The sequence below is a fragment of the Pseudomonas sp. RIT-To-2 genome, from assembly GCF_029623465.1.
In the GTDB taxonomy this organism is placed as follows: Bacteria; Pseudomonadota; Gammaproteobacteria; order Pseudomonadales; family Pseudomonadaceae; genus Aquipseudomonas; species Aquipseudomonas silvicola.
This window is the reverse complement of record NZ_JAPYKM010000051.1, coordinates 16,595-32,272: the sequence shown is the minus strand read 5'-3', so window position 1 is coordinate 32,272 and position 15,678 is coordinate 16,595. Positions and strand designations below refer to the sequence as shown.

The 15,678-nt window shown below is 68.6% G+C and carries 4 protein-coding genes; all 4 read left to right on the top strand.

The window, feature by feature from the left end; genetic code table 11:
* Window positions 1-42 precede the first annotated feature (42 nt).
* The 4 genes from QBK88_RS28445 (at window position 43) to QBK88_RS28430 (ending at window position 15,636) form a co-directional block, all read left to right on the top strand.
* Window positions 43-792, top strand: coding sequence for a 5-oxoprolinase subunit PxpA (locus QBK88_RS28445; protein ID WP_277964684.1), 750 nt, complete (start codon window positions 43-45; stop codon window positions 790-792).
* Window positions 789-1,493 carry a 5-oxoprolinase subunit PxpB gene (gene pxpB, locus QBK88_RS28440; protein ID WP_277964683.1) on the top strand — a complete coding sequence of 235 codons (705 nt, stop codon included), beginning with the start codon at window positions 789-791 and terminating at the stop codon, window positions 1,491-1,493. Before QBK88_RS28445 ends, pxpB begins: the two co-directional genes overlap by 4 nt.
* Window positions 1,490-2,410, top strand: coding sequence for a 5-oxoprolinase subunit C family protein (locus QBK88_RS28435; RefSeq protein ID WP_277964682.1), 921 nt, complete (start codon window positions 1,490-1,492; stop codon window positions 2,408-2,410). Before pxpB ends, QBK88_RS28435 begins: the two co-directional genes overlap by 4 nt.
* A 350-nt stretch (window positions 2,411-2,760) precedes the next feature.
* Window positions 2,761-15,636, top strand: a complete 12,876-nt coding sequence (locus QBK88_RS28430; RefSeq protein ID WP_277964681.1) for a non-ribosomal peptide synthase/polyketide synthase — start codon at window positions 2,761-2,763, stop codon at window positions 15,634-15,636.
* The last annotated feature ends 42 nt before the right edge of the window (window positions 15,637-15,678 follow it).

Genomic DNA, 15,678 nt, shown 5'->3' with positions numbered 1-15,678 from the left:
AGCATAATGCCAGCCATCGCGAAAAAAACCGGGAGCCCCCTGATGAAACGCCCCCTGCTCAACTGCGACATCGGCGAAAGCTTCGGCGCCTGGACCATGGGCCTGGACGATGAGGTGATGCCGCTGATCGACTGCGCCAACATCGCCTGCGGCTTTCACGCCGGCGACCCCGGCACCATGCGCCGCACCGTGGCCCTGGCGGTCAGGCACCAGGTGCGCATCGGCGCCCACCCGGCCTACCCGGACCTGGTCGGTTTCGGGCGGCGGACCATGGCCTGCTCGGTGCAGGAAATCGAAGACCTGGTGCTGTACCAGGTGGGTGCGCTGGACGCCATGTGCCGCGCTGAAGGCAGCCGCGTGCAGTACGTCAAACCCCATGGCGCGCTGTACAACGACATGATGGCCGACCCGGTGCGCCTGCGCGCGGTGATGAATGCCGTGCGCGCCTACGATCCGCAGTTGCCGCTGATGCTCATGGCCACCGCCGACAACCGCGCCAGCCAGGCGCTGGCCGACGAAGTGGGGCTGGCCCTGTGGTTCGAAGCCTTCGCCGACCGCGCCTACGAGCCTGATGGCCAACTGGTCAGCCGCCGCCTGCCCGGCGCGGTGCATCACGACCCACAGGCAGTGGTGGCCCAGGCGCTGGGGCTGGCCCGTGGCGAGCCGCTGGTGGCCCGCGACGGCAGCACCCTGCGTCTGCAGGTCGACACCCTGTGCGTGCATGGCGACAACCCCGGCTCGGTCGCCGCCGTCAGGCAGATCCGCGAGGCGCTGGACGGGCTGGTGGCATGACCCCAGCCATCGAAGTCGCGGCCATTGACTGCCTGACCGTGCGCCTGTTCGAGGTGATCGACGAAGGCAACGTACCGTGGTTGCTGGCCGCCGCTGACCGGCTGCGCAGCACTTTCGGTGCCGCCCTGGTGGAGTTGGTGCCGTCGTACACCACGCTGATGCTGCAATACGACCTGATGCAGTTGGATGACGCGCAAGCCCGTGCCTTGTGCCGGCAAGCCCTGGCTGACCTGGCACCTGCGCAGGCGAGCAGCGGGCGCGAACTGGAGGTGCCGGTGTGGTACCACCCAAGCGTAGGGCCTGACCTGCAAGCCCTGGCTCGCCAGCGCGGCTTCAGCGTCGACGAGCTGATCGCCTTGCACAGCGGCCGTCCGTACTCGGTGTTCGCCTTGGGTTTCGCCCCGGGCTTTGCCTTCATGGGCCTGGTCGACCCGCGCCTGGCCAGCCCACGCCTGGCCACGCCACGGCAGAAAGTGGCCGCCGGCAGCGTCGGAATCGCCGAGCGTCAGACTGCCATTTACCCCGCCGTATCGCCGGGTGGCTGGAACCTGGTAGGGCGCAGCCCGGCGCGGTTGTTCGACCCGTCGCTGGAGGGCTTCAGCCTGTTGCGCCCCGGCGACCGGGTGCGCTATGTACCGATCCTGCGCGACGAATTCCTGCGCCTGGGTGGCGACGACACCCCCATGGAGGCCACGCCATGAGCACATTGATGGTGGAGCAGGGCGGGGCCCTGGCTACGTTGCAGGACAGCGGTCGCTTCGGCGTTCGTCATCTGGGCCTGACCCAGGGGGGCGCCCTCGATTGGCTGGCCCAGTCGTGGGCCAACTGGATGCTCGGTAACCCCTTGGGGGCTGCGGTGGTGGAAGTTACCCTGGGCGGTTTGCAATTGCACTGCCAGGGCGAAGGCTGGCTGGCCCTGGCCGGTGCCGACCTGGGGGCAACCCTGGATGGCCAGCCGGTGGACGTCTGGCGCCCTTTCAAGGTGCAGGCCGGCCAGCGCTTGTGCTTCGCCAGCCCCCGCTGCGGCGCCCGCGCTTACCTGGCCGCGCCGGGCGGCCTGTGTGCGCCATTGCTGGCGGGCAGTTGCGCCACGGTAGCCCGCGAAGGCCTGGGCGGCCTGGATGGCCAGGGCCGTGCCCTGGCGGCCGGTGACCGCTTGCACTGGCAGGCCGAAGCAATGGTGATCCGTGCCGTGCCCATGGCCCTGATCCCTGACCTGCGCGCGCCGGCCGCGCTGGAGTTGATCCTGGGTGCCCAGGCGGGCAGCTTCAGCGGCCCGAGCCTGTTCGATGCCTTCGACCAGGCCTGGACCGTGGACACCCGCAGCGACCGCATGGGCCTGCGCCTGACCGGCACACCGTTGCACTACGGCGGCCCGGGGCTGGTGTCCGAGGGCATCCCCCTGGGCGCGGTGCAGGTGCCGCCCGATGGTCAGCCCATCGTGTTGCTCAATGACCGCCAGACCATTGGCGGGTACCCCCGGCTGGGCGCCTTGAGCCCGCTGGCGGTCGCGCGGTTGGCGCAGTGTCTGCCGGGCGATGAAGTGCGGTTTCGGCCTGAGGTGGCGTATGCGGCGCAGCGTCGGCACAGGGGGGTGATGGTGGGCTTGCTGGGGTAGGAGGGCAGGGCAGGGATTGGGGCAGGGCAATCAGGTGCAAGGCTTGATGCTTCTGGCGGTCTCAAGATCGTGCGCCGCCCGTGCGGCGCTTCCCGAGCTGGCGCCCGGTCCCACATCTGTTTCGGGCCAGTCATGCCAGTGATATCACTTGGTTCGCCTTGTTTTTTTACAGCAGATCTGTGCGGGTGCTACCAAGGCGGCAAAGGCGATCCTCCAGGCATAACTAGCCCGAAACAGATGTGACCCCTCCTAATTTCCTTCCTCGCTCACCCGTCTTCGTTCCTATGAAAACGACCACTCCCCCCACGAGCGGCCGTTCCCCAAGCATGGATCTGAGGACCGACACAGCGATGGCCACTATCTTCGAGCGCCCGACTTCCCTGGCTCACGCACTGGCGCGGCACGCCGCCCGGCAGCCGGAGGCGCCTGCCCTGCGCTTTCTCGACGGGCACAGCGACGAGGGTGTGTTGCTCAGCTACGGGCAGCTGGACGCCCGAGCCCGCGCCATCGCCTCGGCCCTGGCCCAGCGGGCCGGCCGCGGTGAGCGCGCGCTGTTGCTGCTGCCCAGCGGGCCGGACTACGTGGCCGGGTTCTTCGCCTGCCTGTACGCCGGGGTGATCGCGGTGCCGGCCTATCCGCCAGAGTCCATGCGCCCGCAACACCTGGAGCGCCTGGTGTCGATCATCGGCGACGCCGAGCCCACGGTGATCCTCACCACCGCCCACCTGTTGCCCACGCTGCGCGATACCCCCCAGGCCAACGGCCTGGCGATGCCGGGCCTGGTAGCGGTGGACGAAATCGAAGCCGCCAATGACTGGGCCGCTGAGTTGCCCCAGCCTGAAGACATCGCCTTCCTGCAATACACCTCCGGTTCCACCTCCACCCCCAAGGGCGTGCAGGTCAGCCACAGCAACCTGGAGGCCAACGCCTGGCTGATTCGCCAGGGCTACGGCATCGACGACGGCGAGGTCATCGTCAGCTGGTTGCCGCTGTACCACGACATGGGCCTGATCGGTGGCCTGCTGCAGGGCATCTACAGCGGCGTCATGGTGGTGCTGATGTCACCGCAGTACTTCCTCGAACGGCCGCTGCGTTGGCTGGACGCGATCAGCCGTTTCGGCGGCACCATCAGCGGTGGCCCGGACTTCGCCTACCGCCTGTGCCACGAACGCATCGCCGACAGCAAGCTGGCGGGGCTGGACCTGAGCCGCTGGCGCGTGGCGTTTTCCGGCGCTGAATTGATCCGCCAGGACAGCCTCGATGACTTCGCCGCACGGTTCGCCGTGTGCGGGTTCAACCCCACCGCGTACCTGGCCAGCTATGGCCTGGCCGAGGCCACGCTGTTTGTCTCCGGCAGCCGCACGGGAAAAGGCATCGACGCCCTGGACCTGGATGCCGAAGCCCTGGCCGCCAACCGCGCCGTGCCCGGCGTGGGCGCCCGCTTGATGAGCTGCGGCTGGCCGCAGCCCGAGCATGAAGTGCAAATTCTCGACCCGGTGACCCAGCACGTGCTGGCCCCTGGCGAGGTCGGCGAAATCTGCAGCACCGGCCCCAGCGTCGCCCAAGGGTACTGGCGCAACCCCGAGGCCAGCGCCCGTGCCTTCGTGCAACGTGACGGCCAGACGTGGCTGCGTACCGGCGACCTGGGCTTCATGCATGGCGGCCAGTTGTACGTCAGCGGGCGCCTCAAGGACATGCTGATCATCCGCGGCCAGAACCTCTACCCCCAGGACATCGAGCGCACCGTCGAAACCCGCGTCGAAGCCGTACGCAAGGGCCGGGTGGCGGTATTCGCCCTGCAGCACCAGGGCGTGGAAGCGTTCGGCGTCGCGGCCGAAGTCGGCCGTCGCGCGCAGAAGCAGCAGCCCCTGGATGAGCTGATCGAGCAGGTGCGCGCGCAGGTCGCCGACGTTCACCACGAAACCCCGGCGGTGGTGCTGTTGCTGGACCCCGGCAGCTTGCCCAAGACCTCCAGCGGCAAGTTGCAACGCTCGGCGTGCGCCGCGCAATGGCGCGATGGCAGCCTGGCCTGCGTGGCCCAGTGGCAGACGGGTCCGGCCAAGGCCGCCAGTGCACCGCTGGCCGAGGCCTTGCCCGAACAGGTGGCCCGGCTGTGGCGTGAAGCCCTCAAGGTAGAGGCGCTGGAGCCCGGCGCCAGCTTCTTCAGCCAGGGCGGCAACTCCATCCAGGCCATCCAGATGATCGCCGAACTGCGCGACGAGCTGGGCATCGACCTGGCCTTGCGCACCCTCTACGAAGCCCCGGCGCTTGAGGCCTTTACCGCCGAAGTCCAGGCCCTGGCCCGCGGTGAACAGCCCGAAGCGCCGGTTACCCGGGTGCCGGGCCAGCCCTTGCCACTGACCGCCGCCCAAAGCCGCCTGTGGTTCCTGTGGCAGTTGCAACCCAACAGCACCGCGTACAACGTGCCTGGCGGCCTGCGCCTGCGCGGCGAGCTGGACCACACGGCCTTGAACAGTGCATTCCAGGCCCTGGTGCAACGCCACGATGGCCTGCGCAGCTACTTCTTTGAACACAATGGCGTGGCCCTGCAGCAGGTCGCCGACGGCGCGGACTTTACCGTGCACCACGATGACCTGCGCGACGTAGCGCCGGATAGGCGCGAGGACCTGGCCCAGGCCATCGTCGCCCAGGAAACCAACACCCCCTTCGACCTGGAGGAGGGCGCGTTGCTGCGCGTGCGCCTGGTGCAGATCGATGAGCAGGACCATCTGCTGCTGGTCACCGTGCACCACATCGTCGCCGATGGCTGGTCGTTCGCGATCTTGCTCGACGAATTCGCACGCCTTTACGCCGCCCCATCGGCGAGCTTGCCAGCCTTGCCCCTCGACCACGGTGACTACCTGGCCTGGCTGCATGCCCGCTCCACCGACCCTTCGCCATCGCTGGCCTACTGGCAAGCGCAATTGGGCGGCGAGCGTGAAGCGCTGGCACTGCCCCTGGACCACGCCCGTGGGCTGAAAGCATCACCCGCGCGGCGCCTGAGCCTGAACCTGCCCGCCACCCTGTGCCAACAGGTCGCGGCCACCGCCAAGGCCCAGGGTGTCAGCACCTTCATGCTGATGCTGGCTGCCTACCAGGTACTGCTGCACCGTTACACCGGCCAGACCGACATTCGCGTCGGTGTGCCCACCGCCACCCGGGAGCACCGCCACAGCCAAGGGCTGGTGGGCTTCTTCATCAACACCCAGGTGCTGCGCAATTCGGTCGATGGCCGCGCCGGGTTCGACGCGTTGCTGGCCAGCGTGCGCACCACCGTGCTGGACGCCCACGCTTACCAGGCGCTGGACTACGAGCAGGTCAGCGCGGCCCTGGGCGACGCCGCCGGTTTCGAGGTGATGTTCAACCACCTGCAGCGCGATACCAGCGCCTTGCGCCGCCTGCCGGGGCTGTTCGCCGAGGAGCTGCCATGGCACAGCCGCGAGGCCAAGTTCGACCTGCAACTGCACAGCGAACAAGACCCCCAGGGCCGCCTGCGCGTGTCGTTTGACTATGCCGAGGCGCTATTCGAACCCAGCACCATTCAGCGCTTGAGCGGGCATTTCATGACCCTGCTGGCGCAACTGTGCAGCGACCCCCGGCAAGCCGTGGGCGATATCCCCTTGCTGGACGAGCGTCAGTTGGCGCAACAGCAGGCCTGGGGCACAGCGCCTCAGCCCGAAGCGGGCTGGCTGCTGCCGGAACGCCTGGCGCGACAGGCGGCGAAAACCCCGGAGCGCACGGCGTTGGTCTGTGGGAGCGAGACCCTGACCTACGCGGCCCTGGACCATGCCGCCAATGCCTTGGCCCTGCGCCTGCGCGAGCAGGGCGTGGGCCCGGAAGTGCGGGTGGGCGTGCTCGGCGAGCGCTCCCTGGAACTGATGGTGGCCTTGGTGGCCATCGCCAAGGCCGGTGGTGTCTACGTGCCCCTGGACCCTGACTACCCCCGTGAACGCCTGGCCTTCATGCTCAAGGACAGCGCCATCGCCTTGTTGCTCGGCCAGCAGACCTTGCTCGACCGCTTCGCCGATGCAACAGGCTGCGCCAGCCTGGCCCTGGACGGCGTGGCGAATGACCAAGGCAGCACCCAGGCGCCAGCGCTGGCCCTGCACCCGAACAACCTGGCCTACGTGATCTACACCTCCGGTTCCACCGGTCAGCCCAAGGCGGTCGGCGTCAGCCACGGCGCCCTGGCCGAGCGCCTGGAGTGGATGCAGCACCAGTACGCCATCAACGAACAGGACGTCCTGCTGCAGAAAGCCTCCCTAAGCTTCGACGTGTCACTGTGGGAGTGCTTCCTGCCGCTGATCGCCGGCAGCCGCCTGGCCCTGGCTGGCGCCGGTGACCACCGCGACCCGCGTCGCCTGGTGGCGCTGGTACGCGAGCAGGGGGTGACCGTGCTGCACTTCGTGCCGCCGTTGCTGCAACTGTTCATCGAAGAACCCCAGGTGGAACAGTGCATCAGCCTGCGCCAGCTGTTCAGCGGCGGTGAGGCACTGCCAGCCGACCTGTGCCGCCGCGTTCACGAGCGTTTGCCCGGCGTGGCCCTGCACAACCGCTATGGCCCGACCGAAAGCGCCATCAACGTCACCCACTGGCCGTGCGCCAACGAGACCGGCGCGCGGGTGCCCATCGGCCGCCCTTTGAGCAATGCCCAGGTGCAGATTCGCGACGCCAGTTGGCAGGTGGCTGCCGCCGGTGCGCGGGGTGAGTTGTTGCTGGGCGGCAATGCCCTGGCCCGTGGTTACCTGGGCCAGCCGGCCCTGACCGCCGCGCGCTTCCTGCCCGCCGAGGGCGGTGGCCGCCTGTACCGCAGCGGAGACCTGGCACGCTGGCGCCACGACGGTGCACTGGAGTACCTGGGGCGCCTGGACGAACAAGTGAAACTGCGCGGCGTGCGCATCGAAATCGAAGAAGTCCGCAACGCCTTGCTGGAGCAGCCAGGGGTTCACCAGGCTGCCGTGGTGCTGGGCGAGGGGGCCGGGGGCGGTCAACTGCTGGCCTACCTGGTGGTGGAAGGTGAAGAGCCCCCCGCGGTACTGGCGGCGCGCCTGCGTGGCGCCCTGCAGCAACGCCTTCCCGACGCCATGATCCCCGCGCATTTCCTGCGCCTGGCGGCCCTGCCGCTGGGGCCCACCGGCAAGCTTGACCGCCGCGCCTTGCCCGCGCCGGACGTCAGCCTGCGCGAGTACCGCGCCCCCCGTGACGCTGCCGAGCGCGAACTGGCGGCCATCTGGGCACAGGTGCTGGAACTGGACCGCGTGGGCCTGGACGATGATTTCTTCGAGCTGGGCGGGCATTCCCTGTTGGCCACCCGCATCGTTTCCCGTGCGCGTCAGGCCTTTGGTGTGGAACTGCCGCTGCGCAGCCTGTTCGAGTCGCGCCGCCTGGAAGACTTCGCTGCCTGGGTGGCCCGCGCCAAGGCCGACGGCCAGGTGGACGGGCAGGGCGCCATTGCCCTGGTCGACCGCCAGCAGCGCGTGGCGCTGTCCTATTCCCAGCAGCGCATGTGGTTCCTCTGGCAGTTGGACCCGCAAAGCCCGGCCTACAACGTCGGTGGCATGGCGCGCTTGCGCGGTGCCCTGCACGTGGACAGCTTCGAGCGCGCCCTGCAAGCCTTGATTCACCGCCATGAAAGCTTGCGCACCACCTTCCCCTCCGAGGACGGCAAGCCGTGGCAGCAGGTATCGAACCGCTCCGACGTGGCCATGCAGTGGCTGGACATCAGTGCCCAGGCCCCCGCCGAGCGTGAAGCGACCATCGCCAGCCTGGCCGTCGAACAGGCCCACGCCCCCTTTGACCTGGAACGCGGGCCATTGCTGCGGGTGTGCCTGGTCAAGAGCGGCGAGCGCGAACACCACCTGCTGCTGACCCTGCACCACATTGTCACCGAAGGCTGGGCCATGGACATTTTCGCCCGTGAGCTGGGCGCCCTGTACGAGGCCTTCGTCGACGACCGTGACTCGCCCCTGGCGCCATTGCCGGTGCAATACCTGGATTACAGCGCCTGGCACCGCGGGTGGCTGGAAGGCGGCGAAATGCAGCGCCAGCTCGATTACTGGCGCGTACAACTGGGGGGCGAGCAACCGCTGCTGGCGCTGCCCAGTGACCGCCCGCGCCCGGCCGTGCAAAGCCACCGCGGCGAGCTGCACCGCTTCGACCTGGATGAACACCTGGCCCAGCAGGTCATCCGCTTCAACAGCGAGCGCGGCCTGACCCTGTTCATGACCATGACCGCCGCACTGTCGGTGCTGCTGTACCGCTACAGCGGCCAGGATGACTTGCGCATCGGCGTGCCGCTGGCCAACCGCATTCGCCCGGAAAGCGAAGGGCTGATCGGCGCCTTCCTCAATACCCAGGTACTGCGCATTCGCCCCCACGGGGACATGACCGTCAACGAGTTGCTGGCCCAGGTGCGCCAAGTGGCCATCGACGGCCAGTCCCACCAGGACGTGCCTTTCGACCACTTGGTCGAAACCCTGCAGCCCGAGCGCAGCGCCGCCTGGAACCCACTGTTCCAGGTGATGTGCAACGTGCAGCGCTGGGAGTTCCAGCAGCAGCGCGAGCTGGCCGGCGGGGTCCAGGTGGATTACCTGGTCAACGATGCCCGCGCCACCAAGTTCGACCTTAACCTGGAGGTCACCGACTTCGACGAACAACTGCGCTGCTGCCTGACCTACAGCACGGACCTGTTCGACGAAGCGCGCATCGCTGTCATGGCCGAGCACTGGCAGCACCTGCTGCGCGCCATGCTCGCCAACCCGCAACAGGCCTTGAGCGAATTGCCGCTGCTGGCCGACCACGAGCACCAGGCGCTGGTGGCCGCTGGCCGCGGCGACGCGCCGGTAGCGCAGGTGGACAGCGTGCAGGCGCTGTTCCAGCGCCAGGCCTTGGCCACCCCGCACGGCCTGGCGGTGACCTGCGCAGGTCGCTCGCTGACCTACGCCCAGCTCAATGCCCAGGCCAACCAGTTGGCCCATCGCCTGATCGAACTGGGCGTGGGCCCCGAGGTGCGCGTGGGCCTGGCGCTGCGCCGCTCGGTGGACCTGGTGGTGGGCCTGCTGGCCATTCTCAAGGCCGGCGGCGCCTACGTACCGCTGGACCCCGAATACCCCAACGAGCGCCTGCGCTACATGATCGAGGACAGCGGCATCAGCGTGCTGCTGGGCCATGACGAATGGCTGCAACAGGGGGCACTGCCTGCCGCTGTACAGGTCTGGAGCCTGGAACAGGACCAGGCCGCCCTGGCCGGCTACCCCGAGAGCAACCCGCTTGAGCGCAGCCACCCCGGGCACCTGGCGTACATGATCTACACCTCTGGCTCCACCGGCCTGCCCAAGGGCGTGGCCGTGGACCAGGGGCCGCTGGCCATGCACTGCCTGGCCGTGGGCACGCTGTTCGGCACGACACCGGCCGATTGCGAGCTGCATTTCTATTCCATCAACTTCGACGCCGCCAGCGAGCGCCTGCTGGTGCCGCTGCTGTTCGGCGCCCACGTGGTGCTGCGCGAGCAGGGCCAATGGGACGCCGAAGCCATCTGCGAACTGATCCGCACCCAAGGCATCAACGTGCTGGGTTTCACCCCCAGCTACGGCGGCCAGTTGGCCCAATGGCTGCGCAGCCGCGATGAGCGCCTGCCGGTACGGCTGTGCATCACCGGTGGCGAGGCGCTGACCCCGGAACATGTCCACACCCTGCGCGAAACCTTTGCACCGCACACCCTGTTCAACGCCTACGGGCCCACCGAAACCGTGGTCATGCCGACCGCCTGCGCCGTGCAGGCCACCCTGGCCGATGACGCGGCCAACGTGCCGATCGGCCGAGTGGTCGGTGCCCGCCAGTTGTACGTGCTGGATGCCGACCTGGCCCTGGTGCCGGCCGGCGCCACGGGCGAACTGTACGTGGGTGGCCAGGGCCTTGCCCGTGGCTACCATGGCCGCGCGGGGCTGAGCGCCGAACGTTTCGTCGCCGATCCCTTTGACGGCAGTGGGTGCGGCCGCCTGTACCGCACCGGTGACCTGGTGCGTCAGCGGGCCGATGGCCAGCTGGAATACCTGGGGCGCATCGACCATCAGGTCAAGGTGCGTGGTTTCCGTATCGAGCTGGGCGAAATCGAAGCGCGGCTGCTGGCCCACCCGCAGGTGCGCGAAGCCGTGGTCCTGGCGGTCGACGGGCCGGCCGGCAAGCAACTGGCCGGCTACCTGCTGGCTGAAGCCGACCTGAACCTGGACCAGGTGCGTGCGCACCTGCACGCCGGCCTGCCGGAACACATGGTGCCGGCACACCTGATGGTGCTGGAACAATTCCCGCTGACCGCCAACGGCAAGCTCGACCGCCGTGCCTTGCCGGCCCCCGATGTCGAGGCCAGCCGACACAGCTACCAGCCGCCGAGCACGGCGGTGGAACGCGGCCTTGCCGAGGTCTGGCAGGGCGTGCTGGGCGTCGCCCGGGTGGGTGTCGACGACAACTTCTTCGCCCTGGGCGGCGACTCGATCCTCTCCATCCAGGTGGTCAGCCGTGCCCGTCAGGCAGGTATTCATTTCACCGCCAAGGACCTGTTCCAGCACCAGACCGTGCGCACCCTGGCCGTCGCGGCCCGGCAGAGCCAGCAGGTCAGCATCGACCAGGGCCCGGTCACGGGTGCCAGCGCCCTGACACCGATCCAGCACTGGTTCTTTGACCAGGACCTGGCCGCGCCGCAGCACTGGAACCAGTCGCTGCTGCTGGGCGCCGAGCAACCCTTGCAGGCCGATCTGCTGGAGCAGGCACTGCAAGCCCTGGTCAGCCACCACGATGCCCTGCGCCTGCGTTTCAACGTTGATGGCGACGGCCAGTGGCAGGCCCATTACGCCGCCATCGATGCCCGCCACACGTTGCTGTGGCAGCATGAGGCCGCCAGCGCCGAGCAGCGTCTGGCGCTGTTCGAGCAGGCCCAGCGTAGCCTCGACCTGCATCAGGGCCCGCTGCTGCGCGCCGTGCTGGTGCCGGGCGAACAGCCACGGCTGTTGCTGGCCATCCATCACCTGGTGGTAGATGGGGTGTCCTGGCGCGTGTTGCTCGAAGACCTGCAAACGGCCTATCGCCAGTTGGAGCAAGACCAGGCCGTTAGCCTGCCGGCCAAGACCAGTGCCGTGCGTGACTGGGCCCAACGCCTGGGTGCCTACGCCGGCAGTGAGTCCCTGCGTGAAGAGCTGAACAGCTGGCAGGCCCACCTGGCCAATGCGCCGGTCGACCTACCCCGTGACTTCACGGGCAACCCTAACCTTGAGCGCGACGCCCGCAGCGTCAGCCTGACCCTGGGCGCCGAGGCCACCCGCCAGTTGCTGCAACAGGCGCCCCAGGCCTACCGCGCCCGGGTCGAAGACCTCCTGCTCACCGCCCTGGCCCAGACCCTGTGCACCTGGACCGGCCAGCCGTCGGCCCTGGTGCAGTTGGAAGGCCACGGCCGTGAAGAACTGTTCGACGAGCTGGACCTGAGCCGCAGCGTCGGCTGGTTCACCAGCGCCTACCCCCTGCACCTGACCCCGGCCGCCACCGCTGGCGACAGCGTCAAGGCCATCAAGGAACAAGTGCGCGGCGTGCCGCACAAGGGCCTGGGCCATGGCGTGCTGCGCTACCTGGCCGACCCCGCCAGCCGCGCCGCCATGGCGGCCTTGCCCGAGGCGCGCATCACCTTCAACTACCTGGGCCAGTTCGACCAGGGTTTTGCCGAGGGCGCACTGCTGCGCCCGCTGGCCGAGGCCGGTGGCGCCCAGCACAGCGGTGACGCCACGTTGCCGAACTGGTTGAGCGTGGACGGGCAGGTGTACGGCGGCGAGCTGACCCTGCGCTGGACCTTCAGCGAGCAGTTGTTCCGCCTGGAGACCATCGAGCAATTGGCCCAAGCCTACCAGCGCACCCTGCAGGCGCTGATCCAGCACTGCCTGCAACCCGAGGCCGGGGGCATCACGCCGTCGGACTTCCCCCTGGCACGGCTTGGCCAGGCCCAACTCGATGCGCTGCCACTGGCCTTCGACGCCATTGAAGACGTGTTCCCGCTGACGCCGATGCAGGAAGGCCTGTTGCTGCACACCTTGCTGGAACCCGGCACCGGCATCTATTTCATGCAGGACCGCTACAGCATCGACAGCGCCCTGGACGTGGCCCGCTTCGACCGCGCCTGGCGCGCCGTGGTCGCCCGCCATGAAGCCCTGCGTGCGTCGTTCTGCTGGAGCGCCGGCGAGCAGATGCTGCAGATCATCCACCGCGGCGACGGTGACGGCGTCGAGTTCCTGGACTGGAGCGCGCTGCCCGCCGACGGGCACGAAGCGCGCCTGCAAGCCTTGCTGGAGCGCGAGCGCCTGGCCGGGTTCGAGCTGCTGGAGCGGCCACCGCTGCACCTGCGCCTGATTCGCCTGGCGCCCGAGCAGCACTGGTTCATCATGAGCAACCACCACATCCTCATCGACGCCTGGTGCCGCTCGATCATGATGGGCGACTTCCTGGCCATCTACAAAGCCCTGGAGCAGGGCGGCGAAGCACGCCTGGCAACGCCGCCGCGTTACCGCGAATTCATCGCCTGGCTGCACCACCAGGGCCTGGAGACCTCCCAACAGTACTGGCGCCAGACCCTGGCAGGCTTTGCACGCCCTACGTACATCCCCAGCGACCGGCCGATTCTGCACGACAACGGCGGCATGCGCGTAGGCGACCTGCACAGCCGTCTGTTGCCCGAGCAGGGTGCCCGCCTGCGTGAGCTGGCCCAGGCCCACCAACTGACCGTCAACACCTTCGCCCAGGCCGCGTGGGCCCTGGTGCTGCGTCGCTACAGCGGCGAGCGCGACGTGCTGTTCGGCGTCACCGTGGCCGGGCGCCCGGCCAGCCTGCCGCAGATGCAGCACTGCGTGGGGCTGTTCATCAACAGCATCCCGTTGCGCGTCGGCATGCCGGCTCCCGGGCAAAAAATGAGCGTGCGCCAATGGCTGCAACAGCTGTTCGAAAACAACCTGGCGTTGCGTGAACATGAGCACCTGCCACTGGTGAGCATCCAGGAGTGCAGCGAGCTGCCCAAGGGCCAGGCCCTGTTCGACAGCCTGTTCGTGTTCGAAAACGCCCCGGTGGACGCCACCGTGCTGGCGGGCGCCGAAGGCCTGAACGCCAAGTCCGGCTCGGGCCGCACCCACACCAACTACCCGCTGACCGTGGTCTGCTACCCCGGCGACGACCTGGGCCTGCACCTGTCCTACGACCAGCGCTTCTTCGACGCCGCCACCATCGAACGCTTGCTGGGCGACTTCCAGCGCTTGTTGCTGGCCCTGGCCGATGGTTTCGACCAGGACCTGGACGCCTTGCCGCTGCTGGCTGACGACGAGCGCCAACAGGTGCTGCAGGACTGCAACCAGAGTGCCCGCGAATATCCGTTGCAACAGGGCTACGTGCCGCTGTTCGAAGCCCGCGTGGCGGCCCACCCCCAGCGCATCGCCGCCGCCAGCCTGGGCGAGCAGTGGCGCTACGGCGAACTGGACCGCTACGCCAACCGCCTGGGCCACGCTTTGCTGGCCGCGGGCGTGCAACCGGACCAGCCGGTGGCACTGCTGGCCGAGCGCGGTTTGCCGCTGCTGGGCATGATCGTCGGTAGCCTCAAGGCCGGCGCCGGTTACCTGCCACTGGACCCCGCGCACCCGCACCCACGTCTGGCGGGTATCGTCGAACGCAGCCGCGCGCCAGTGCTGGTATGCAGCGCCGCATGCGAGGGGTTGGCGCAGCGGGTAATCGATGAACTGCCTGCCGGCGTGGCCCGCCCGCGCCTGGTGGTGTGGGACCAGGTACAAGCCGGGCAGGGCAGCGATACCGCACCCGGCGTGCAGGTCAGCGGCCAGCATCTGGCCTACGTGATCTACACCTCCGGTTCCACCGGCGTGCCCAAGGGCGTAGCGGTGCACCAGGCGGGCATGCTCAATAACCAGCTGAGCAAGGTGCCGTACCTGGCCCTGGACGAACACGACGTGATCGCCCAGACCGCCTCCCAGAGCTTCGACATTTCGGTGTGGCAGTTCCTCACCGCCGCGTTGTGCGGCGCGCGGGTGCAGATCGTCCCGGACGCCATCGCCCATGACCCGGCCGCGCTGCTGGGGCATGTCCGCGACACCGGCATCACCGTGCTGGAAAGCGTGCCGTCGCTGATACAGAGCTTGTTGGCCGAGCCGGCCGGCGCCCTGGACAGCCTGCGCTGGCTGCTGCCCACCGGTGAAGCCATGCCACCGGCCCTGGCGCGCCAGTGGCTGCAGACCTACCCGGCGGTACCGTTGGTGAATGCCTACGGCCCGGCCGAATGCAGCGACGACGTGGCGCTGTTCAAAGTGGACGAAGCCGCCAGCGCCGGCAGTTACCTGCCCATCGGCACGCCGACCGACAACAACCGGCTGTACCTGCTGGGCGACGACCTGGCGCCAGTGCCGCTGCTGGCCGATGCCGAGCTGTTCATTGCCGGCACGGGCGTCGGCCGTGGCTACCTGGGTGATCCGGCTCGCACCGCCGCCAGCTTCCTGCCCAACCCCTTCGGTGCGCCGGGCGAACGCCTGTACCGCAGTGGCGACCTGGCCCGCCGTAGCGCCGACGGGGTGCTGGCCTACGTCGGCCGTGTCGACCACCAGGTGAAGATCCGCGGTTACCGCATCGAACTGGGGGAAATCGAAGCGCGCCTGCGCGAACTGCCGCAAGTCCGCGATGCCGCCGTATCCGCCCAGCAGGCCGCCAGCGGCCATTACCTGGTGGGCTACGTGGTGGGCAGCGATGACTGGCAAACCATCAAGCAGCACCTGGGCCAGACCCTGCCCGAATACATGGTGCCGCGCCACTGGCAGGCCCTGGACCAGTTGCCGCTGAACGCCAACGGCAAGCTCGACCGCAAGGCGCTGCCCGCCCTGGAGTTCGGCACGGCGCTGCAGTACCAGGCGCCGTCCAGCGACCTGGAACGCACATTGGCCGGTATCTGGGCCGAGGTACTGGGCGCCGAGCGCGTGGGCGTCACCGACAACTTCTTCGACCTGGGCGGGCATTCGCTGCTGGCCACCCAGATTGCCTCGCGCGTGCAGCAGGCGCTGCAACGCAACGTACCGCTGCGGGCGATGTTCGAGTGCAGCACGGTGCAGGCACTGGCTCGGCACATCGAGGAGCTGGGCGGCAGCGCGCTGGACGAGCAGAAGGTCAGCCGTATCGATGACCTGATGGCGCGGCTGGAAGCGCTGTGACGCCAGCAGTCCCTTTCAACAAACCGGGCGCCGATGCGCCCG